Consider the following 21,968-nt stretch of genomic DNA (forward strand, 5'->3'; position numbering starts at 1 on the left):
AGCCTTGAAATTGCCACCGCCATGGGCTTCAACGCAAGGCATGTTTGAGGGGACTGTCCGTCTTTTCCTGATCTGGCTCGGTGCCCTGCTGTTGATGGCGCCGGTTTCGTTCGCCATGGCGCAGAACGTCGACGGTGTCAGCGACCTGAAGCTTCCGGGAATTTCGAGCTACGCGACGCCGAAAGGCGAGACGTCACTGGCACTAAGCGGCGGCGGCGCCATCACGCTGTCCGCCCAGTTGACCGACAAGGGTTCCGACATCACGCGCGGCATCGTCTGGCGGGTCTTCAAGCCCGAAGCCGTCAACGGCAAATTGCCGATGGTCGCCTCCTCCCATGGCGGCACCGCCGTCTTCCAGCTCGAGCCTGGCAGCTATCTGGTTCACGCCTCCTACGGCCGGGCCGGCGCCACCAAGCGCATCACTGTCGGCAAGGACGCCAAGCGCGAAAGCCTCGTGCTCGACGCCGGTGGCCTCAAGCTCGACGCCGTGCTGTCCGGCGGCGTGCGCATTCCACCGAAGAAGCTGCGCTTTTCGATTTATGAGGGCACCGCCGAGGCCAATGGCGACCGCGCGCTGATCATTCCCGATGTCGAGCCTAACAGCGTCGTGCGGCTCAACGCCGGCATCTACCATGTCGTCTCGACCTATGGCGCGGTCAACGCGGTCATCCGCTCCGACATCCGTGTCGAGGCCGGCAAGCTGACCGAAGCGACCGTCGAGCACCACGCCGCCGAGATCACGATGAAGCTGGTGCGCGAAACCGGCGGCGAGGCGATCGCCGATACCTCCTGGTCGCTGCTCAATGAGTCCGGCGATCCGATCAAGGAAACTGTCGGCGCCTTCGCCTCTATGGTGCTGGCCGAGGGCGACTACACCATCATCGCCAAGAACCGCGACCGCATCTACCAGAAGGATTTTACGGTCGTGGCCGGGCAGAACCAGGAAATCGAGGTTCTGGCCACCGAGGCCGCGGCGATGGATCCCGAAGAAGGTGCTGATTAGACCAGACTGCAGTTCGCAATCCCTACCAGAGGAATCAGGTGTCTGCTTCATCCTCTGAACTGGCCGGATAATCCTGTCCGCCGTAGAGCACACGCAGGATGACCACGGTGTCACCGTTGACCCGGAAAACGATAAATACGCGGCGTTCAAAACCGACGATGCGGACGCCGGGGCCAACAGCGTCGCGCACGGTCCCGCGCTCCGGGAAGGTGGACAGCGCCATACACGCGGCCTCTATGCGGTTGACATAGTCGCCGGCACGCCGATTCCCGCTGTCGTTTTCGATGTAATTGTAGATGGCGAAGAGGTCGGCTTGAGCCGCTGGCCTGAAGACGACCTTATGCGTCACGCTTAGAGGCCTTCATGCGGTCCGCATGATGGCGCGCAACGCTTTGAAGACGTCTTCTGCCGGGATGTCCGGACGCGGGTCGTCAAGGGCTTCCTGGACCTTGGCGTGCATAACAGCGGTGATGATCTGCTCCTCGCGATCGAGGGCGCGTAGCGCCGCGCGCATGACTTCGCTGGCGGAATCGTAGGCGCCCGAGGCCAGACGTGCGTCGACGCTGCTCTGCTGGCGGCCGAGGGTCACGGTGATTGGTTTGCTGGTTCTCATGGCAAGTTCGTTTCTTGCCTCCTTATAGCACCGCAACGTTACAGTGTCATACTATTTTCTGAACGGACGGTCGAGTCTCGGCCCCTCGTGAGCCGGACGTTTGTTGCCTCAAGCAGCCAGCTTGGTCCGCGCCGGCAGGAACGGAATCCGGCGGCGCCTCACGACTGGCGCAAGGTCGAACACGCCGCGATAAAGGCGGTCGAGCAACTCCTTGCGGTCGCGCAATGGCTCCAGTTCGCTCCAGCTCAGCATCTTGCCGACACGCACGTCGATCGCCTTGCCGGACAACCGCGCGAATTCGTGGATGAGCAGCGACGTGCGCAATGTCACCGAGGCCTTGCCGATGAATTTCGCCACCCGGCCGTCGCTCTCAGCCATGTTCATCGGGCCGCTGACCAGATGGAACAGCCTGCCGTTCTGCCCGGAAAAATGCATCGGGATGACCGACGCTTTGGCCTCCTGGACGAGACGGGCCGGAAACATCTTCCACGGCAGGTCGCGCGCCCGGCCAAAACCTTTTGGCGCGGTGGCGACACCGCCGGCCGGAAACACCACGATGGTGACGCCCTCCTTCAGCAGCCGCACCGCTTCATGGCGCACGGCCATGTTGTTCTTCAGCGCGTCCTTGGTCTCGGAAAAGTCGATCGGCAGCGAGTAGGGCTCCATCTCGCGGATCTTGAGCAGGTCCTTGTGGATCATCACCCGGAACGGCCGTCCGAGCTGCTCGGCCAGCGACAGCACGGCAATGCCGTCACCGATGCCGAACGGATGATTGGCGACGATCACCAGCGGCGTATCAGGCAATTGCGCTGGCGGCCACTGATCTGCCGTCCGCACGCGGACGTCGATCAGGTCGAGCATGCGGCTGAACACACGCTCGCCGGTCGGCACGACCTGGCGGCGCCAAAAATCGTAAAGCGCGGTGTAGCGGTCGCGGCCCGACAGGCCTTCGATCGAATGGATGAACCAGCGCGTCAGCGCCGGCTGGCGCGGATTGGCATAGGAAAGCTCGGGAAAGGGTCGTTCGCGCGATTTCAGCTTGAGCATAGGGGTTCGTTACAAGGTCGGCGTGACAAGGATATGAAAATGGCGGTGGATCGCTCCACCGCCATTTGGCCGAAAAACTATGCCGATCAGGCAGCGCGTTTGCGCCTGCGGTCGGGCGTGACGGCTTCTTCGGTCAATTGCGCGATCGCCTGGTCAAGGCCAAGCGATTCCTGGTCGCGTGAGCCCAGCCGGCGCATGTTGACCGTCTGCTCTTCCGCCTCGCGCTTGCCGCAGACGAGGATGACCGGAACCTTGGCCAGCGAGTGTTCGCGGACCTTGTAGTTGATCTTCTCGTTGCGCAAATCCGCTTCCGCCAACAGCCCGGCGGCCTTCAGCTTTGCCACCACTTCGGTCGCATAGCCGTCGGCATCCGAGGTGATCGTCGCCACCACCACCTGCAGCGGCGCGAACCACAGCGGGAAATGGCCGGAATAGTTCTCGATCAGGATGCCGAGGAAGCGCTCCATCGAACCGCAGATGGCGCGGTGCACCATCACAGGCTGCTTCTTCTCGGAATCGGAGCCGATATAGAAGGCGCCGAACCGTTCCGGCAGGTTGAAGTCGACCTGCGTCGTGCCGCACTGCCATTCGCGGCCGATAGCATCCTTGAGCACATATTCGAATTTCGGTCCGTAGAAGGCGCCTTCGCCCGGATTGATCGAGGTCTTGATGCGATTGCCGGATCGTGTCCTGATCGTCTCCAGCACGCTGCCCATGATTGCTTCGGCGTGATCCCAGGCTTCGTCGGTGCCGACGCGTTTGTCGGGCCGCGTCGAAAGCTTGACGCTGATTTCGTCAAAACCGAAATCAGCATAGGTCGACAGGATCAGGTCGTTGATGCGCAGGCACTCCGCGGCCAGCTGCTCCTCGGTGCAGAAGATGTGCGCATCGTCCTGCGTGAAGCCGCGCACACGCATCAGCCCGTGCAGCGCGCCCGACGGCTCGTAGCGATGCACATTGCCGAATTCCGCAAGCTTCACGGGTAGATCGCGATAGGACTTCAACCCATGCTTGAAAATCTGCACATGGCCCGGACAGTTCATCGGCTTCAACGCGAAGACCCGGTCGTCATCGGTGTCGTCGCCGGCGACCGTCACCTTGAACATGGCGTCGCGATACCAGCCCCAATGGCCTGACGTCTCCCACAGGCTCTTGTCGAGCACCTGCGGCGCGTTGACCTCCTGATAGCCCTGCTCGTCGAGGCGGCGGCGCATGTAGTTGACCAGGTTCTGGAACATCTTCCAGCCCTTGGCATGCCAGAAGACGACGCCCGGTCCCTCTTCCTGGAAATGGAACAGGTCCATCTCGCGGCCGATCTTCCTATGGTCGCGCTTCTCGGCCTCCTCCAGCATCATCTGGTAGGCTTCGAGCTGCGCCTGGTCGGCCCAGGCCGTGCCGTAGATGCGGGTCAGCATCGGGTTGTTCGAATCCCCGCGCCAATAGGCGCCGGCCACCTTCATGAGTTTGAAGGCATTGCCGATCTGCCCGGTCGAGGCCATGTGCGGGCCACGGCAGAGGTCGAACCAGTCGCCCTGCGCATAGATCTTGAGATTCTGATCCTCAGGAATGGCGTCGATCAGCTCCAGCTTGTAGCGCTCGCCCTTGTCGGCAAAGACTTTTTTCGCCCTGTCGCGCGACCAGACTTCCCTGGTGAACGGCTTGTTGCGCGCGATGATCTCGCGCATCTTCTTCTCGATCACCGAAAAATCGTCAGGCGTGAACGGCTCGTTACGGGCGAAGTCGTAGTAGAACCCGTTCTCGATCACCGGCCCGATGGTCACCTGCGTTCCCGGCCACAATTCCTGCACGGCTTCCGCCAGCACATGGGCCGCGTCATGGCGGATCAGCTCCAGCGCGCGCGGGTCGTCGCGGGTGACGATCTCGACCTTGCCGGACTTGCCGAGCGGATCGCTGAGATCGCGAACCGTGCCGTCGATCGCATAGGCGACCGCCTTCTTGGCCAGCGATTTCGAGATCGATTCGGCGAGGCCGGCACCGGTCATCGCCGCGTCGTATTCGCGGACGGAGCCATCGGGAAATGTCAGGGAAACGGAATTCAGCATATATATCTCCTATCCAGTCCCGCAAACGAGCGCGGGTGGTTGAAATGCATGTCGCCCAAAAGTGTATGGCGGTTTTGGGTTACGATATGCATAGGGAAAAGCCGGATGCGTCCGGCAGCGGCTGTCTTTTATGGACAGATTCCGCCTCCGTAAAGCCCGGCTCAAATGTCAGCGTTCATTTGATGAGGAGCGGCAGGTCCTTCAGGAACGCGGCGCGGGTCTTGAGGCCCTTGGGCATGTCGGTGCGGTTGGTGTCGACGACAAGCCGCGCAAAGACGATCTGGCGGCCATCCTTTTGCGCCCAGCCGACGAACCAGCCGAGCGAACGCTTGTCCTGAACCTTGTCGACGTCGTTGCGCAGCCTGGTGCTTCCGGTCTTGCCTTGCACCGTCCAGCCTCCGGCCTGGAAGGTCGGGATGATGGCTGATGTCATGTCGTAAGCCCTGGCCGAGACAGGCAGCTTGCGGGCCAGCAGCTTGCGCAGGAATTCGACCTGCTCGACCGGCGTGATCTTGAGCGAGGAATTCACCCAGGACTTGGTCAAACCATCATTCTTGCCGGGATTGCCGGAAACATCGGCGTTGCCGTAGTCGAATTTCGAGACATAACCGGCAAAACTCCCAGACCCAAGCCGGCGGGTGATTTCCCGGGAAAATCACAGGATCGAATCCCGCTCCCAGACCACCGGATCGACGGTCTTCTGATCCCGCTTCACCGCGTTGAATTCAGGCTTGTAATCCCAGCTCGGCGTGTGCTCGTCGCTCAGGATCCCGCTGTCATAGCCGATCAGCGACAACGGCACCTTGAACGTCGAAGCCGGGCTGAACCGCTCGTCGCACACCCCGTCCTGGTAGAGCGCCTTGCCGCTCGCCGCATCGGCGATCACCGTGCACTGCACGTCCCCCAGCGGCGCCGATTGCGCGCGCAGCGGAAATCCCAGGAGCCAGGCGAGCAGGAACAGTATCCCGGCAAAGATGAAGGGAAGACGGTCGAAATTGCGCATTTTCTGCTCGCTCCAGAAGGGGGTTCCGGAGCGGCTTAGCGAGGTCTCTTGTCTCGATTTTGTCTCAAATGCGCAGTCTTTGTGCAGGCTGTTGTTAACCCTACCGGATCGTAAACGGGCAGAGCCGGCGGGACCTGACTGACGCGATCACCCCTGCGCTTCGCCGCGCTTGCTGCCGATCCGCCAGTACCGCCATGGCGTGAACCAGACATAACGATCCTCCAGCACCTCCGGCACGAGGTCTATGCCATGCGTGCCGAATGGCCCGCAGCGCAGCATCCGGAAAAATCCCATCCAACCGCCCGCCCACAGGCCATGGCGGGCGATCGCCTCATGGGCATATTCCGAACAGGTCGGCAGATGCCGGCAGGAATTGCCGACAAAGCCCGACAATGTCAGCTGGTAGAGGCGCACGAGCGACGTGCCGAGGAGACGGCCCGGCGTCTTGCGCCATGGACCGGGCCAGTTACGGCCGCGTTTCGGCGGCCGGGCGATATGCGCATGCCCATGCTGGTCGCGCACCACAGTCTCCGTTTCGCGTTTCCCACGCGATAGATGTGGGCTTCTACTAGAGAACGCAATCCCCGCGCCCACCGTCACGGACGGAAACGACGAAACGGCTGCCAGTCAGCCGAAGCCACCCACCGGCCACGACTGGTCGGCTCTTCGTAACGCTTTTCATGCTGTCTTCTGTCACGCCATTGAAACGTTGCGATCCGCATGACATCGCCAAAGATGCTCAGCAACTGGATCATGGTCGGTCTCCTTTGATGCGATTAGACGGCCGCTGGCCTTCGCCTTCAAACGAGTATAATTTCCACTTCGGATAATCCTGGGTTATGCGAAATGAAGCGTGGGCGCCTGCCGCTGACGGCATTGAGGAGCTTCGAGGCGGCGGGCCGGCATCTGAGCTTCAGCCGGGCCGCCGAGGAGCTTTTCGTCTCACAGGCGGCGATCAGCCGGCAGATCCGGGAACTCGAAATCTTCCTGCGCCAACCCTTGTTCGAACGTCACCATCGCCGTGTCGAACTGACCGACACCGGACGGCGTCTGCTGGATCAGCTTGTCAGAAGTTTCGACGCTATCGACACCTTGCTTGGAGAACTGGTGGCGACACCGGCGCAGTCCGTGGTCCGTGTCAGTGTCGAGCCGTCGCTTGCATCCGTGTGGCTGGTGCCACGGCTCAACCGGTTTCGCCAATTGCGGCCTGACATCGACATCTCGCTCGAGGTCGATCCAAGGCTGATCGAGTTCCGCAGCGATCAGCCGGAGCTTGCCTTGCGCTTCAGCGCACATGCCACCGCGTGGCCGCGCAGCGAAGCCGAGCAACTTGCTTCGACAGTCGACTCACCTGTTCTGTCGCCGGCGCTGCTTGCCTCGGGCCCCGCCCTCGAGAAGCCGATCGATCTTGGTCGCTACACGCTTTTGCACGAGGAGAACCGCCAGGGCTGGGCGCGCTGGTTCGAAGCGGCCGGCGTGCCCGCCGACGCCGTGCCGGCGCGCGGGCCGATGCTGGCGGATGCGTCGCTTTCAAAGCAGGCCGCCTTGCTCGGACATGGCGTTGCACTGGGCGATCTCTTGCAGATCGGCGGAGAAGTCGCGTCCGGCGCGCTGGTCAAACCGTTCGACATCGACGTCGCATCCGGCGCCTATTGGCTGGTGGCCAGAAGCTTGCGCGATCTGTCGGAGCCGGCCGCCGCGTTCGCGGACTGGGTACGCGGCGAATTTGCCGAAAGCAGACGTGCATTGTAAACGGTCGGTTGCCGGCCCTCAGGCTTCGGCGCGCTTCTCGATCTGGCCGATGGCGTCGACCACGGCGTCGAAAGTCAGCATGGTCGAGGCATGACGGGCCTTGTAATCGCGCACCGGCTCCAGATATCTGAGGTCCGCGAAGCGACCGTCCGGCGGGGCGCCATCTTCCTTGAGCATCTTCAGCATGGTGTCGCGCACCGCGCGCAATTCCTCGGCGCTCGCGCCGACGACATGTTGCGCCATGATCGATGACGACGCCTGGCCGAGCGCGCAGGCCTTCACATCATGGGCAAAGTCCGTGACCACGCCGTCCTGCATCTTGAGGTCGACGGTGACCGTGGAACCGCATAGCTTGGAGTGCGCCTTGGCGGTTGCGTCAGGATGATCGAGCCGGCCGATGCGGCCAATGTTCCCGGCAAAACCGAGAATTTTCGCGTTGTAGACCTCGTTTATCATTATTTTCCAATCCGTCGCCGCCAAGCGAACAGCGATTGCCGCTGTCGTGTCTTCCTTTCGCTCGCTATGACCTTATATAATGGTGGCAGTCCGGTATCGACAAGAAGACGAAAGCCAATGTCCTTGCCGGGAAGTTCACGCCGCTTACGGGGCTGGAAACGGGGCGAGTTTCCGACACCGAAAGGTCGTGGTCCGTTCAACTCGTTCCTCCGCCGAGAGGGACTACGGGAGACGCCTTTATGGATGCCGTCATCAAGAAGCTCATGCCACAGTCAGCCTATATGGAAAAGCCGGTCACCGACCGGCCGAGCGAAGCCGAAGTCGAAGCCGCCGTGCGCACGCTTTTGCGCTGGACCGGCGACAATCCGGACCGCGAGGGGCTGGTCGACACGCCGAAGCGGGTGGCAAAGGCCTACCGCGAAATGTTCGGTGGCTACGACATGTGCCCGGCCGACGAGCTCGGCCGCACCTTCGAGGAGGTCGCCGGCTACGATGATCTGGTCATCGTCAAGGACATAACATTCCATTCACATTGCGAGCACCATATGGTGCCGATCATCGGCAAGGCGCATGTCGGCTATCTTCCGGACGGCAAGGTTGTCGGCCTGTCCAAGATCGCCCGCGTCGTCGATATCTTCGCCCACCGCCTGCAGACCCAGGAGGCGCTGACGGCGCAGATCGCCGGCGTCATCCAGGACGTGCTCAATCCGCGCGGCGTCGCCGTCATGATCGAGGCCGAGCACATGTGCATGGCCATGCGCGGCATCCGCAAGCAGGGTTCAACCACGCTGACCTCGACCTTCACCGGCGTTTTCAAGGACACGCCCGAAGAGCAGGTCCGTTTCGTCACCATGGTGCGCGGCGGCGGGGTCTGATCGGCCCTCGCCGGCCATCAAAACAAGGACCGGCGATGTCGGCACTGGAATTTCCAAAAGCTCCGTCAGACAAGAAAGCGCTTGAGGAAGGCGCGGTGTTTTCGCCGCGCTTCGATGCAGCCGGGCTGGTCACGGTCATCGTGACAGACGCCGCGGACGGCATGCTGTTGATGGTTGCGCATATGAATGCGCAAGCACTGGCACTGACACTGGAGACCGGCATAGCCCACTACTGGTCGCGCTCGCGCGACGCACTTTGGAAAAAGGGCGAAACATCAGGCAATTTTCAGCATGTCGTCGAGATGCTCACGGATTGTGACCAGGATGCCATATGGTTGCGCGTCAAAGTGTTGGGCCACGACGCAACCTGTCACACTGGCCGGCGTTCATGCTTTTATCGGACGGTGGGGCTGATCGATGGCAAGGGGACGCTTGCCGACGACGGCAGCAAGCCGCTGTTCGATGCGGAAAAAACGTATCGGAAACCACTAGCTTGAACCTTCTGCCTGACACCGACCACACAGATTCATCATTTCGATACGGCCCGCTCGTATAGTAGCCGTGGGACAAGGGAGATCATGATGCTCGAGTGGGCGTCATTGCGTAACAGACCAGATGTAAGGGAGGCCAACGGCCTGTCCTCGTCAGGCGGCGCGTCCGAAACGAACTCCCAGAAGAAAACAGGCATTTCGCTCGCCTTGGGTGGCGGTTGCGCCCGCGGCTGGGCGCATATAGGCGTGCTGCGCGCGCTCGACGAAGCCGGCATCGAAGTATCGATGATCGCCGGCACCTCGATCGGCGCGCTGGTCGGCGGCTGCTATCTCGCCGGCAAACTGGACGAACTGGAAGAATTCGCCCGCAGCCTGACCAAGCGCCGCATCTTCGGCCTGCTCGATCTCAATTTGCGCGGCAGCGGCCTGTTCGGCGGCATGAAGCTCGATGCAAGGCTGCGCGAGCACATGGCCGGCATTCGTTTCGAGGACCTGACCAAGCCGTTCGTGGCGGTCACCTCCGAAATCCGCACCGGCCACGAAATCTGGCTGTCGAGCGGCTCATTGATCACCGCCATGCGCGCCTCCTATGCGCTTCCCGGCGTGTTCGAGCCGGTGAATTGCAATGGCCGCGTGCTGGTCGACGGCGCGCTGGTCAACCCCGTACCGGTTTCGGTCTGCCGCGCGTACGAGCAGCCGCTCGTCGTGGCGGTCAACCTTCACTATGATCTGTTCGGCCGTGCCGCGGTGATAAAACACAGCGCCGGCGAACTGGTCATCGAAAAGGACGCACCAAGGCCCGGCAAGGTCGACGCCGAGCACCAGTCGCATCAGACGCGGCTCGGCATTACCGGCGTCATGGTCGAGGCCTTCAACATCATCCAGGACCGCATTTCGCGTGCCAGGCTTGCCGGCGACCCGCCCGATATGTCGCTGCAGCCGAAGCTCAGCCATATCGGCCTGACCGAGTTCCACCGCGCCGACGAGGCGATCAACATCGGCTATCAGGCGACGATGGCCCAGATCGGCGAGTTGACCCGGCTGCAGACCGTTCTCGCCTGATCAAAACCTACGCACGCGCCGCATCGGTGATGCGAAACTGCACGGTGCGGTTGCCGTTCCAGTAATTTCCCGACAGCGAACCGGCGACGTGGATCGTCTTGCCCCGGTTCTTGAACAGAAATTCGCCAAGCGCGGTATCGACGGCGCGAAAGGCGATCGCCTGGATGCGGCCGCCGCTTTCCGATTGCAGCTCCACGCGGATGTGGTTGGTGCCGACCGGCCGCGCATCGGCTAGTCGGTGGCGCGGCAGCGCGAAAACGGGGGCAGCGTGCCCGGCACCGAAGGGTCCGGCCTTTTCCAGCGCGTCAAGCAGGCTGAGCGTCGCGCCTTCAGCGGCAAGCGCACCGTCTATGGCCAGGCTTTCCTCGCCCTGCAGGCGGAACACGTCGGCTGCCGCCCGCTCTTCGAAAAACGCCCTGAGCTCACCAAGCTTCGCCCGCTCCACGGTGATGCCCGCCGCCATGCCATGGCCGCCGCCCTTGACGATCAGCCCCGCAACGGCCGCCTCGCGCACCAGCCGGCCGAGGTCGAAACCCGAGACCGAGCGGCCCGAACCGGTGCCGATGCCCACAGTGTTGAAGGCGATGGCGAAGGCCGGCCGGCGGGCGTGGTCCTTCAATCGCGAAGCGAGCAGGCCGACAATACCCGGATGCCAGCTGTTGTTGGCGGTGACGACGATAGCCGGGCCATTGCCGCCGGCAAGCTCTGCATCGGCCTCGGCGCGCGCCGCCGCGAGCATCTCCTGCTCCATCAACTGCCGTTCCTGGTTGAGCCGGTCGAGCGTCTCGGCAATGGTGCGCGCCTCGACCGGGTCGTCGGTCGCAAGCAGCCGGCTGCCAAGTGCGGCATCGCCGATGCGTCCGCCGGCATTGATGCGCGGCCCGATCAGATAGGCCAGATGGAAAGTGCTGATCGGCTCGCCGATGCGCGACACCCGTGCCAGCGCCGCCAGCCCTTCGTTCTTCTGCTGGCGCGCCATCTGCAGCCCTTTGACCACGAAGGCTCGGTTGACGCCGGTCAGCGGCACCACGTCACAGACTGTGGCCAAGGCGACGATATCAAGCAGCGAAAGCAGGTCCGGCGGTGTGGCATCGGCCATGCGGCCGCGCAGGATTCTCGCCGTCTGCACTAGGGCGAGGAAGACCACACCGGCGGCACAGAGATGGCCTTGCCCGGAAAGGTCGTCCTCGCGATTGGGATTGACCACGGCAATTGCCGCCGGCAAGGCACCGCCGACCTGATGGTGGTCGAGCACCACGACATCGGCCCCGGCCTCGTTGGCGGCATCGACTGAAACGGCGCTGTTGGTGCCGCAATCGACGGTGACGATCAGTGTCGCGCCGCGCGAAACCAGTTCGCGCATGGCCTCGGGATTGGGACCATAGCCCTCGAAGATGCGATCCGGGATATAGATTTCCGACGGCACCGAGAAATGCGCGAGGAACCGCTTCAGCAAGGCCGACGAGGCGGCGCCGTCGACATCATAGTCGCCGAAGATCGCCACCTTTTCCCTGGCCATTACTGCGGCGGCGATGCGGGCCGCCGCCCTGTCCATGTCGGTCAGCGATGCCGGATCCGGCAGAAGATCGCGGATCGTCGGGTCGAGAAACCGCTCGGTCTGTTCGGCGGTGACACCACGGCCGGCAAGCACCCGCGCGACGATGTCGGGCACGCCATGGCCTTGCGCGATGGCGAGCGCAATCATGTCCTGGCGTTCTGTCAGCCGATGTTCCCAGGAAACCCCTGATACCGACTGCCTGACATCGAGGAAGAGGCGTTTTTCGCCGGTCATACGCTTTGCCAACTCATCGTTGGCCGCACGACAATGCATGCCGCCCATAAGTGCGCAGCGGTTTTGAGGCCACGACCTGCATTGGCAACAATTTCAAGCGCGTCACGTTCACGCGACGCTCTATAGGCCAAAGGCGGGCAAAGCCATGCGATTCACGGGTGTGCGCCGTCCCGGAATAGGTCAAGAAAACTGCGCTTTCCGCTTTTCAGCCTGTCGCCTAAGCCATTCGTCGGCCGCATCGCCCATCGTCTTTTCCACACCGTCCTTGAGCCAGGCCATGAAAGGCCGGTCGAACATGAATGCGTTGCCGCATTCCCGGATGAGAAAGCGACGCACATTCTGGGTGTTGCGATAGGACTTTGTGATGGCGGTGGCACGCGAAATCGGATCCGCATGCCAGTCGAACGGTTTCATCGTCAAATCCCTGCAGCCATCATCGGATGCGCCCGAATGGCTAACAATTGCAAGGCGGCTTCGCAAGCGAGCGTCAGAACTTATCCAGATCCTGATGGCGGGCCTTGATCTCGCGCACCGTCCGCGACGACGAGCGCAGCACGATCGTGTGGGTGGTGATGTAATTGTGGCCGAACTTGACGCCAGCCAGCATGTTGCCGTCGGTGACACCGGTGGCCGCGAACAACACATCGCCGCGCGCCATGTCCTCCGTCCGATAGACCCGTTTCGGATTGGAAATACCCATCTTTGCCGCGCGAGCAACCTTTTCCGCCGTGTCGAGGATCAGTCTGCCCTGCATCTGGCCGCCGGTGCAGCGCAGCGCGGCAGCGGCCAGCACGCCCTCGGGTGCTCCGCCAGTGCCCAGATAAATATCGATGCCGGTTTCTTCCGGGTCCGTGGTGTGGATGACGCCGGCGACATCGCCATCGCCGATCAGCCGGATCGCGGCCCCCGTGGCGCGCACGGCATCGATCAGCTTGGCATGGCGCGGCCGGTCGAGAATGCAGGTGGTGATTTCCGATACAGCGACGCCCTTGGCCCGAGCGAGGCTGGCGATGTTCTCAGCCGCCGAGGCATCGATGTCGATGACGCCGTCCGCATAGCCCGGACCGATGGCGATCTTGTCCATGTAGACGTCGGGCGCGAACAGCAGGCTGCCCTTTTCGGCGATCGCGATGACCGCGAGTGCATTGGGCAGGTTCTTGGCGCAAATCGTCGTGCCTTCGAGCGGATCGAGCGCGATATCGACGGCCGGACCTTTGCCAGTGCCGACTTCCTCGCCGATGTAGAGCATCGGCGCCTCATCCCGTTCGCCTTCGCCGATCACCACCGTGCCCTTGATGGAAAGCCGGTTGAGCTCCTGGCGCATGGCATCCACGGCTACCTGGTCGGCCGTCTTTTCGTCGCCGCGCCCGCGCAGCCTGGCGGCCGCGACGGCGGCTCGTTCGGTGACGCGCACCAGTTCCATGGTGAGTATCCGGTCAAGGCCGGCGACGATGTTCTGGGCCACATTCATCTGGTGATTTCCTCGTTGCCAATGCGGCCCCCCGCCTGAGGCGGGCCTGTTTTGTCAAACGAGCATGACAACGGCAAGACCTGCGGAAGATTTATCGAATAGTCAGCAATATCAATCGATTAAAACGCATTTTTGAAACAAGGCCAGCCGGCCGCAATGAACCGGGCCGGCCTTGAAAGGCGAAAGTTAGACTCTTCGGCGCTAGAAAACCGCAAGATATTTGAGCAGCGAAATGATGCCGATTATGAGGACGATAACCTGCACGATCTGCCTCATCCGGCCGTCGAGCGGCAGGCGCTGAACAAGATAGAGAACGAGGATGATGACGAGGAATGTGATCAGGATGCTGATCAAGGCGGATGAAGCCACAGTGCCCTCCTTAAAAATGATGTGCTGAAACAAGGAAACGAGCCGGCAAACCCGGCCCTATCGCGCCGTGGTCAATACCAGCGGCGCGACGTATCGTTCGTCGACTGACCTATGGCAAAACCGGCCATAAAGCCGAGCAAACCGATCACGCCGACCAGGGCAGTCGTCGTACCGGGGTTTTCGCGCGCTACTTCCGAGACGGACTGAGCTTGGCTGCGCAACTGCTGTGCGGTTCGCGACGCGCGGTTCGCCGCCGTGTCGTAGAACTCGGACGCCTGTTCGCTGGCGTCATCGAGCATTTCCGCGCCCCGCGCCGAAATGCTCTTGTTGATCTTGGTGATCTCCCGGCGCAAATCGGCGATCTGCTTTTCCAGCGTCTTCTGGATGTCGTCGATATTAGGGGTGTCGGGCTTGTTGGTATCGGCCATGAAGCGGTTCCTCTGGTTGCTGACCAAGAGAACGGCGACGACACCAATTCGTTCCCGTGTGGCGGCTGTCCCCACCAGACCGGACCTCAATGCCTGCGGGATCCCTGTCCCGCAGGGGGCCTATCGGGCAAAAGCTACCCTGCCCGCTCGATGCGGATGACCTGCGGCTTGTCGGTCAGATGGCCATCCTTGGTGATGCCATCGACGGCCTTGCGCACGGCGGCCTCGGTCGTCTCGTGGGTGACGAGGATCACCGTTTTTTGTGCCGCCGCTTCGCCGTTGACCGCGTGCTGGACGATCGATTCCAGCGAAATATCGCTGTCGGCCATGCGCTTGGCTATTGCCGCGAACACACCGATGCGGTCATGCACGGTCAGCCGGATGAAGTAGCCGCCGGCATGGCTGCGCATCTGCGCCTTCTTGTAGGGTTTCAGCTCCTTCGCCGGCCGTCCGAAGACCGGACCATGCTGGAATCCTGGCCGGCTCTTGGCGATGTCGGCGATGTCGCCGATGACGGCCGAGGCGGTGGCGTTGCCGCCGGCACCGGGGCCTGATAGCAGCAGTTCGCCCAGAATGTCGGTCTCGATCGCCACCGCATTGGTGACGCCATGCACCTGCGCGATGACCGATGCGGTCGGCACCATCGTCGGATGCACGCGCTGCTCGATGCCGCTCTCGGTGCGCTGGGCGACACCCAGCAACTTGATCCGGTAGCCAAGATCGGCGGCCGCGCGGATGTCGGCCTGGGTGATGTTGGAGATGCCCTCCATGTAGATGTCATTGGCGGCGATCCTGGTGCCAAAGGCAAGGCTGGTCAGGATCGACAGCTTGTGCGCGGTGTCGTGGCCCTCGATGTCGAAGGTCGGATCGGCTTCGGCATAGCCCAGCCGCTGCGCGTCCTTCAGGCAAGCATCAAACGAGATGCCCTCGGCCTCCATGCGCGTCAGGATGTAGTTGCAGGTGCCGTTGAGGATGCCGAACACGCGGGTGACCGAATTGCCGGCCATCGCCTCGCGCATGGTCTTGATGACGGGAATGCCGCCCGCCACTGCCGCCTCGTAGTTGAGCAGCACGCCCTTCTTCTCGGCGATTTCGGCCAGCGCAACGCCATGCTTGGCCAGCAGCGCCTTGTTGGCAGTGACGACATGACGGCCGGCTTCGAGTGCCGCTTTCACCGATGAGCGCGACGGACCCTCGTCGCCGCCGATCAGTTCGACGAACACGTCGATTTCGGCGGTCTGCGCCATCTTGACCGGATCGTCGAACCACTCTGCCGAGCTGAGATCGACGCCGCGATCGCGCTTCGGGTCACGCGCCGAGATGGCGGTGACGATGACGTCGCGGCCGCACTGGCGGGTCAGTTCCACCGCCTTGTCGCGCAGCACGCGCGCCACCGACGCGCCAACGGTGCCGAGGCCGGCAATTCCAACACGCAATGCTTCAGCCATATCCGGCGACGTCCCTCAAAATTCGATCGAAATCGTCTGCGGCAAGCTTACCGATGAGCGGAGAGCGGCACGACATTGTTGGGCTGCTTGGCGCTGGTCGACAAGAAGCGCTTGATGTTGCGCGCCGCCTGCCGGATCCTGTGCTCGTTCTCGACCAGAGCGACGCGCACGAATTCGTCGCCATGCTCGCCGAAGCCAACACCCGGCGCCACGGCCACGTCGGCATGTTCGATGAGCAGCTTGGAGAATTCGAGCGAGCCGAGATGTCGGAACGGCTCCGGGATTGGCGCCCAGGCGAACATCGATGCCGCCGGTGCCGGAATGGTCCAGCCAGCGCGGCCGAAGGCATCGACCATCACGTCGCGGCGCTTGTGATAGATATCGCGCACCTCGGCGATGTCGGCGCCGTCGCCGTTGAGCGCGTGTGCCGCCGCCACCTGGATCGGCGTGAAGGCGCCGTAATCGAGGTAGGATTTCACCCGCGTCAGCGCCGAGATCAGCCGCTCGTTGCCGACGGCAAAGCCCATCCGCCAACCGGGCATGGAGAAGGTCTTCGACATGGAGGTGAATTCGACGCAAACGTCGATCGCGCCAGGCACCTGCAGCACCGAAGGCGGCGGATTGCCGTCGAAATAGATCTCCGAATAGGCAAGGTCGGACAGGATGATGATGTCGTTCTTCTTGGCGAAGGCGACCACATCCTTGTAGAAATCGAGCGAGGCGACCAGCGCCGTCGGGTTCGACGGATAGTTGAGGATCAGCGCCAGCGGCTTCGGGATCGAATGTTTGACCCCGCGCTCGAGCGCCGGGATGAAGCCGTCGTCCGGCTCCACCTGCAGCGAGCGGATGACGCCACCCGACATGATGAAGCCGAAGGCATGGATCGGATAGGTCGGGTTCGGGCACAGGATCACGTCGCCGGGCGCCGTGATCGCCTGCGCCATGTTGGCGAAGCCTTCCTTGGAGCCAAGCGTGGCCACCACTTGCGTGTCGGGGTTGAGCTTCACGCCGAAGCGCCTGCCATAGTAGGCGGCCTGGGCGCGACGCAGGCCCGGAATGCCACGCGACGAGGAATAGCGATGCGTGCGCGGGTCGCGCACGACCTCGCACAATTTGTCGACGATAGCCTTGGGCGTCGGCAGGTCCGGATTGCCCATGCCGAGGTCGATGATGTCGGCGCCACGCGATCGGGCGCTGGCCTTCAGCCGGTTGACCTGCTCGAACACGTAAGGCGGAAGCCGGCGAACCTTGTGAAATTCTTCCATGGCAGTTCCAGACAGCGAAGGGGTGTTGGGCGCGCGCTATATACTTATTTGCAGGTAGGGTCGAGGGTGGGGTCGCATTTGGCTTCGATCTGCCTCAGCGTTTCGTCGCCATGCTTCTTGGCCAGATCCGTCAGCGCCGCCTGGTTGGCGACCTTCGGGCCGCCGCCCTTTGCCGCCTGCGCATTCTCATCCGCCTTCAATTGCGCGAGCTTGGCGTTCTTCTCGGCTTCGGTGAACTGCGACGCCGCCACTTGCGGCTTGATGTTCAGGTTCGGAAAGGTGCCGGTATCCTTCGGCCCCGCACCCGCAGCGACAGGCGTCGGGCCATTCGTGTTGGTGCTCGAGCACCCGGCAATCCCGATGAGGACGATCGCCACGCCGATGCGGCAAAAACGTCCGGCACCGAAAAAAACAGTCTCGCCAATATTAATCGTCATATTGTTTCCCTGGCAGCCGAGGTAGAGCGAGATTGGCCCGGTCGGATGTCCCATGTTAATATGTCAAGAAAAGGCCTCGGGAGGAACCCCGCCAACCATGTCCAAAACACCCGATTCGGGCAAAGCGGAAGATGACGAGCCTTCGACCGTCGAGCAATATCTGGTGAAGGACCCGGAACGCTTCGCCCTGAACATGGCGCGCATGATCGAGCAGGCCGGCAAGGCAGCTTCCGCCTGGGCTGAGCCGCGCGAAAAAGGCGACGTGCGCGACCATGTCGCCGAGCCCGTTGTCGATATGGTGAAGACCTTTTCCAAGCTCAGCGAATACTGGCTTGCCGATCCGCAGCGCGCGCTGGAAGCGCAGACGCGGTTGTTCTCCGGCTATATGACGGTCTGGGCCAACGCCATTCAGCGCACCAGCAACGCCGCGCAAGACACCGAGGACGCGGTCAAGCCGGAGCGCGGGGACAAGCGCTTCCTCGACCCGGAATGGGGCCGCAATGCCTTCTTCGATTTCCTCAAGCAGGCCTATCTCGTCACCTCGCGCTGGGCGGCCGATCTGGTCGAGCACGCCGAAGGTCTGGACGAGCACACCCGCCACAAGGCCGGCTTTTACGTCAAGCAGGTGTCCAACGCCATCTCGCCGTCGAATTTCATCCTGACCAATCCGGAACTGTTCCGTGAAACCGTCGCCTCGAACGGCGAAAACCTGGTGCGCGGCATGAAGATGCTGGCCGAGGACATCGCCGCCGGCAAGGGCGACCTGAAGCTGCGGCAGGCCGACTACTCCCCCTTCGAGATCGGCAGGAACATCGCCACCACTCCCGGCAAGGTGGTCGGCCGCAGCGACGTCGCCGAAATCATCCAGTACGACCCGGCCACCGAGACGGTGCTCAAGCGGCCCCTGCTGATCTGCCCGCCATGGATCAACAAATTCTACATCCTCGATCTGAACCCGCAGAAATCCTTCATTCGCTGGGCGGTTGAACAGGGCCACACCGTGTTCGTCATCTCCTGGATCAATCCGGACGAGCGCCACGGCACCAAGAGCTGGGAAGCCTATATCCGCGAGGGTCTGCAATATGGCCTCGACACGGTCGAGAAGGCCACCGGCGAACGCGACGTCAACGCGATCGGCTATTGCGTCGGCGGCACGCTTTTGGCGGCGGCACTGGCGCTGATGGCGCAAGAGGGCGACGACCGCATAAAATCGGCTACGTTCTTCACCACGCAGGTCGACTTCACCCATGCCGGCGACCTGAAAGTGTTCGTCGACGAAGAACAGGTCGCCGCTGTGGAAAAGTCGATGAGCGAAAAAGGCTATCTCGACGGCACCAAGATGGCGACCGCCTTCAACATGCTGCGCTCAGGCGACCTGATCTGGCCCTATGTCGTCAACAACTACATGCGCGGCAAGGATCCCCTGCCCTTCGACCTGCTCTACTGGAATGCAGATTCCACCCGCATGGCGGCGGCCAATCACTCTTTCTACCTGCGCAACTGCTATCTCGAGAACAACCTTTCGCAAGGCACGATGGAACTGGCGGGCCATACGGTCTCGCTCGGCGACATCACCATCCCGGTCTACAACCTCGCCTCCAAGGAAGATCACATCGCGCCGGCGCTTTCGGTGTTCCTCGGCTCGAAATATTTCGGCGGCACAGTCGAGTATGTGATGGCCGGATCGGGCCATATCGCCGGTGTCGTCAATCCGCCGGCATCCAACAAATACCAGTATTGGACCGGGGGTATGCCGACGGGCGACTTCAGCCAGTGGATAGCCAATGCCACCGACCATCCAGGATCCTGGTGGCCGCACTGGCAAGACTGGATAGAGGCCAAGGACAACACGCGCGTGCCTGCCCGCAAACCGGGCAAGCATATGAAAACCTTGGGTGATGCTCCCGGCACCTATGTGAAAGTACGTGTGTAACGGACTGTAATGTGTGGTGAGTTGACGGACCGCCAAAAGCGGGCGAAATGGTGTCGTCAACCATCAAGCGGCCGTAATTCGGCAATCACCGCAAAAATACTTTCAGGCTTGCGGATTTGACACAGGTCTCGTTTCCGGATCGGAGACAAAGGTCACCCTGGCATCGACGCATGCGTGTGGCGCCAAGGATATACCGACCGGACATCGAGGGGGAATTTGACTTTGAAATCAGCAGGATGGAGCCTCGCAAAGGGAGAACGCCGCGCCATTGTGGCAGCGCTCTGCTCCTTGCTTCTGGCCTCCTGCACTTCGGCTGGCGACCCGACAATGTCGGTCGGAATGCCCGGTTACAATGCCACCGCATCGGACATAAACGCGGCCTCCAGCGGCAAGGCGATCGCCTCCGATTCGTCTGATATCACGACCGAGCAGACGACGGTGATGACGGCAAGCGATACGGCGCTGCCTGAAAAAGTCGCCTACGTGCCTATGTCCAAACCGGGAGCTGCCTTTCCGCTGACCACGCCGGCGGGCGCCGAAACCATCGTTGGAAACACGCCGCAATCGCTGACGCAGCAGGCACAGACCGCGCGCCAAACCGACGCGGTCGCCCAGCAGATTGCCGCGGTCGACGGCGACGTGGCGGCGCCGAAGCCCGCTGCCGTTCCGGCCATGAACAACCCGGTCTATGTGACAGCTGGCGAGATGCCGCAGGCCGAAGCACCAAAGAAGAAAGGCTTCCTCGCCTCGATGTTTGGCGCAACGCCAGCCTCGGCGACACCAGCCCCCATCATCAGCAACGCCCGGACGGGCGAGCAGCCCCCGGCGCAGGCAAAAGCGGCGCCAGCAGCGGCAAAGCCGATCATCACGCTTGCCTCGGCCAGTTCCACGGCCAAGCCGGTGCAGCTGGCTTCGCTCGGCGGCGATACCGGCCACGTCACTGGCAGCGATGCCCTGCCCGGCGTGCGCCAAACGGCCCTGTTCGAGATCAAGCGCAAGTCCGGCCTCGATGACGAAAGCGACGTCGACCTCAACGAGGATGAGGGGCCAATCGGCGGCTCCTATCAGGTTGCGTCAGCCGCCGGCATGGCCCGGTTGGCGCCCAACGGGCTGCTCAAGCAGAACGAGAGCGTCGACGTGGCCTGCCTGAAGCCGTCGCTGGTGCGTGTGCTGAAGACGATCGAAGGCCACTACGGCCGCAAGATGACGGTGACGTCAGGCTATCGCGACCCGGCCCGCAACCGGCGCGCCAACGGCGCCAAAAATTCGCTGCACATGTATTGCGCCGCCGCCGACATCCAGGTGCCCGGCGTTTCGAAATGGGAACTGGCGAGCTACATCAGAAGCATGCCCGGCCGCGGCGGCGTCGGCACCTACTGCCACACAGAATCGGTTCACGTCGACGTCGGCCCCGAGCGCGACTGGAACTGGCGCTGCCGCCGGCGCAGCGGCGGTGACGGCTAGCGCGGATCTGAGATCGGCTGGCGGCCAAGATCGTTCCGTTGGGCATCCCGAATATCGGATTGGCCGAAGCCTTCCCAACTTCATCATTCCGGAGCAGAGCGATGCGGCGTCCCCGCTAATCGTCAAGCTCGCCAACTTCGGGAAATCGTTGATTTGGCAGGCCCGGAAAAAAGTTGTCCAAGGTGGCACCTGACGGGTTGCCGGTTGCGCACAACGCCAGTATAAGCCGCTTCGTCTGAGCGCGCCCATCGTCTAGCGGTTAGGACACCGCCCTTTCACGGCGGTAACAGGGGTTCGATTCCCCTTGGGCGTACCAGATCTTTCAACGACTTAGCCGAATCTGTACCCCATTCGTCACATAAGCGTCGAATAAGCGCAGCGAATTTCAGCGGACGTTCGCGCACAAACCGAATCAACGTGACTGAGAAAAGCCCGCCACCGTGAGGTAGCGGGCCAAACGCGACAGTTCAGGCTGCGCCGCCTTCCGAAGCGTTGACCGCCTCTTCCAATACTTCTTCCGGTAGGAACGACCAGAGCAGCGCGTCAATGTCCTCATGCTTGGTCCGCGAATATGTCGGGTGCGAGCAGATCGAAGTTGGCTTGGTGGACTGGATAACCAGCAAGTAGCAACAAGGAAACCTTTTTCGGGGTTAGGAATTAAGGCCATATGGCCCGCTTCTTCTTTGATCTAACGGACGATGGCGAAGTGTTTCCCGACCCTGAAGGCACCGAGCTTAAAAGCCGGAAAGCCGCTGAAGATGAGGCAGCAACAGCGTTACTCGAAATAGCCAAAGACCAGATGCCGGAAACTTTCAGGAAAGTTGCCATCCGTGTCCGCGACCACACCAGCAAGCCGCTATTCACCGTGAAGGTCACGTTCGAGTGGGTGCGTGAGCTGCCCGATGGATGAGGACATCGCCTTAGAGCTATTCATTATGGCGGCGCACCGACGCCAGCGACATGCGGTCGCTGAGGCAGACAACATGCTTTCGGCCA

General features: G+C 62.2%; 23 protein-coding genes, 1 tRNA gene and 1 pseudogene. 9 read left to right on the plus strand and 16 right to left on the minus strand.

Annotated elements, in window-relative coordinates; translation table 11 throughout:
- Nucleotides 1-40: 40 nt before the first annotated feature.
- Nucleotides 41-1,003, plus strand: a complete 963-nt coding sequence (locus NKI21_RS10855) for an RgsD C-terminal domain-containing protein (protein ID WP_027036844.1) — start codon at nt 41-43, stop codon at nt 1,001-1,003.
- Nucleotides 1,004-1,037: 34 nt separating this feature from the next.
- Here the strand turns inward: NKI21_RS10855 and NKI21_RS10860 are convergent, their stop codons facing one another.
- From NKI21_RS10860 to NKI21_RS10890, 7 genes and pseudogenes are all read right to left on the minus strand, one after another.
- On the minus strand, nt 1,038-1,352 hold the full coding sequence (locus NKI21_RS10860) for a type II toxin-antitoxin system RelE/ParE family toxin (protein ID WP_352440234.1): 315 nt from the start codon (nt 1,350-1,352) through the stop codon (nt 1,038-1,040).
- 12 nt (nt 1,353-1,364) lie between these two features.
- The gene (locus NKI21_RS10865; protein WP_352440233.1) at nt 1,365-1,616 is read right to left on the minus strand and encodes a type II toxin-antitoxin system ParD family antitoxin; all 252 of its coding nucleotides are present in this window, start codon (nt 1,614-1,616) and stop codon (nt 1,365-1,367) included.
- A 108-nt stretch (nt 1,617-1,724) separates the two neighbouring features.
- Complete coding sequence (locus NKI21_RS10870) at nt 1,725-2,663, minus strand: lysophospholipid acyltransferase family protein (RefSeq protein ID WP_352720252.1); 939 nt, start codon at nt 2,661-2,663, stop codon at nt 1,725-1,727.
- An 86-nt stretch (nt 2,664-2,749) separates the two neighbouring features.
- Complete coding sequence (thrS, locus tag NKI21_RS10875) at nt 2,750-4,726, minus strand: threonine--tRNA ligase (protein ID WP_352865557.1); 1,977 nt, start codon at nt 4,724-4,726, stop codon at nt 2,750-2,752.
- 175 nt (nt 4,727-4,901) lie between these two features.
- Nucleotides 4,902-5,729, minus strand: a pseudogene (blaOXA, locus tag NKI21_RS10880) (class D beta-lactamase).
- 147 nt (nt 5,730-5,876) lie between these two features.
- On the minus strand, nt 5,877-6,251 hold the full coding sequence (gene yidD / locus NKI21_RS10885; RefSeq protein ID WP_023810485.1) for a membrane protein insertion efficiency factor YidD: 375 nt from the start codon (nt 6,249-6,251) through the stop codon (nt 5,877-5,879).
- A 74-nt stretch (nt 6,252-6,325) separates the two neighbouring features.
- On the minus strand, nt 6,326-6,484 hold the full coding sequence (locus NKI21_RS10890) for a hypothetical protein (RefSeq protein WP_081734812.1): 159 nt from the start codon (nt 6,482-6,484) through the stop codon (nt 6,326-6,328).
- A 91-nt stretch (nt 6,485-6,575) separates the two neighbouring features.
- Between NKI21_RS10890 and NKI21_RS10895 the strand changes: the two genes are divergently transcribed.
- Nucleotides 6,576-7,481, plus strand: a complete 906-nt coding sequence (locus tag NKI21_RS10895) for a LysR substrate-binding domain-containing protein (protein WP_023810484.1) — start codon at nt 6,576-6,578, stop codon at nt 7,479-7,481.
- Between the two features lie 18 nt (nt 7,482-7,499).
- Here the strand turns inward: NKI21_RS10895 and NKI21_RS10900 are convergent, their stop codons facing one another.
- Nucleotides 7,500-7,937 (minus strand): iron-sulfur cluster assembly scaffold protein, encoded by a 438-nt coding sequence (locus NKI21_RS10900; RefSeq protein WP_023810483.1) that lies wholly within the window; start codon nt 7,935-7,937, stop codon nt 7,500-7,502.
- A gap of 239 nt (nt 7,938-8,176) precedes the next feature.
- On the opposite strand from NKI21_RS10900, the gene folE reads away from it, so the two are divergent.
- The 3 genes from folE to NKI21_RS10915 all read left to right on the plus strand — a co-directional run bounded on the left by folE (nt 8,177) and on the right by NKI21_RS10915 (nt 10,365).
- On the plus strand, nt 8,177-8,812 hold the full coding sequence (gene folE, locus NKI21_RS10905; RefSeq protein WP_023810482.1) for a GTP cyclohydrolase I FolE: 636 nt from the start codon (nt 8,177-8,179) through the stop codon (nt 8,810-8,812).
- A 35-nt stretch (nt 8,813-8,847) separates the two neighbouring features.
- Nucleotides 8,848-9,309, plus strand: coding sequence for a phosphoribosyl-AMP cyclohydrolase (gene hisI, locus NKI21_RS10910; protein ID WP_352440229.1), 462 nt, complete (start codon nt 8,848-8,850; stop codon nt 9,307-9,309).
- An 81-nt stretch (nt 9,310-9,390) separates the two neighbouring features.
- Entirely contained in the window at nt 9,391-10,365 is a 975-nt protein-coding gene (locus NKI21_RS10915; protein ID WP_352440228.1) for a patatin family protein, read from the plus strand.
- Between the two features lie 7 nt (nt 10,366-10,372).
- Here NKI21_RS10915 and recJ read toward each other — a convergent pair whose 3' ends face one another.
- The 8 genes from recJ to NKI21_RS10955 form a co-directional block, all read right to left on the minus strand.
- Complete coding sequence (gene recJ / locus NKI21_RS10920; protein ID WP_352720258.1) at nt 10,373-12,157, minus strand: single-stranded-DNA-specific exonuclease RecJ; 1,785 nt, start codon at nt 12,155-12,157, stop codon at nt 10,373-10,375.
- A gap of 180 nt (nt 12,158-12,337) precedes the next feature.
- A complete protein-coding gene (locus NKI21_RS10925) occupies nt 12,338-12,571 on the minus strand; it encodes a DUF6434 domain-containing protein (RefSeq protein WP_023810478.1) in 234 nt (77 codons plus the stop codon).
- A gap of 73 nt (nt 12,572-12,644) precedes the next feature.
- Nucleotides 12,645-13,628: a class II fructose-bisphosphatase gene (gene glpX / locus NKI21_RS10930; RefSeq protein WP_352440226.1), complete on the minus strand. Its 984-nt coding sequence runs from the start codon at nt 13,626-13,628 to the stop codon at nt 12,645-12,647.
- Nucleotides 13,629-13,829: 201 nt separating this feature from the next.
- A complete protein-coding gene (locus NKI21_RS10935; RefSeq protein WP_023810476.1) occupies nt 13,830-13,997 on the minus strand; it encodes a Thivi_2564 family membrane protein in 168 nt (55 codons plus the stop codon).
- A 71-nt stretch (nt 13,998-14,068) separates the two neighbouring features.
- On the minus strand, nt 14,069-14,425 hold the full coding sequence (locus NKI21_RS10940; RefSeq protein ID WP_352440225.1) for a hypothetical protein: 357 nt from the start codon (nt 14,423-14,425) through the stop codon (nt 14,069-14,071).
- Between the two features lie 134 nt (nt 14,426-14,559).
- A complete protein-coding gene (locus NKI21_RS10945) occupies nt 14,560-15,873 on the minus strand; it encodes a homoserine dehydrogenase (protein WP_023810474.1) in 1,314 nt (437 codons plus the stop codon).
- 47 nt (nt 15,874-15,920) lie between these two features.
- Nucleotides 15,921-17,138 carry an LL-diaminopimelate aminotransferase gene (locus NKI21_RS10950; RefSeq protein ID WP_023810473.1) on the minus strand — a complete coding sequence of 406 codons (1,218 nt, stop codon included), beginning with the start codon at nt 17,136-17,138 and terminating at the stop codon, nt 15,921-15,923.
- 44 nt (nt 17,139-17,182) lie between these two features.
- Nucleotides 17,183-17,575: a hypothetical protein gene (locus NKI21_RS10955; protein ID WP_023810472.1), complete on the minus strand. Its 393-nt coding sequence runs from the start codon at nt 17,573-17,575 to the stop codon at nt 17,183-17,185.
- Between the two features lie 97 nt (nt 17,576-17,672).
- Between NKI21_RS10955 and phaC the strand changes: the two genes are divergently transcribed.
- From phaC to NKI21_RS10975, 4 genes are all read left to right on the plus strand, one after another.
- The gene (phaC, locus tag NKI21_RS10960; protein ID WP_023810471.1) at nt 17,673-19,508 is read left to right on the plus strand and encodes a class I poly(R)-hydroxyalkanoic acid synthase; all 1,836 of its coding nucleotides are present in this window, start codon (nt 17,673-17,675) and stop codon (nt 19,506-19,508) included.
- A gap of 216 nt (nt 19,509-19,724) precedes the next feature.
- On the plus strand, nt 19,725-20,972 hold the full coding sequence (locus NKI21_RS10965; RefSeq protein WP_023810470.1) for a YcbK family protein: 1,248 nt from the start codon (nt 19,725-19,727) through the stop codon (nt 20,970-20,972).
- A 241-nt stretch (nt 20,973-21,213) separates the two neighbouring features.
- A tRNA-Glu gene (locus NKI21_RS10970) sits at nt 21,214-21,288 on the plus strand.
- A 351-nt stretch (nt 21,289-21,639) separates the two neighbouring features.
- Complete coding sequence (locus NKI21_RS10975; RefSeq protein WP_023810468.1) at nt 21,640-21,882, plus strand: DUF6894 family protein; 243 nt, start codon at nt 21,640-21,642, stop codon at nt 21,880-21,882.
- Nucleotides 21,883-21,968: the final 86 nt, after the last annotated feature.

It is taken from the genome of Mesorhizobium sp. M0715, assembly GCF_040320355.1.
Taxonomy (GTDB): Bacteria; Pseudomonadota; Alphaproteobacteria; order Rhizobiales; family Rhizobiaceae; genus Mesorhizobium.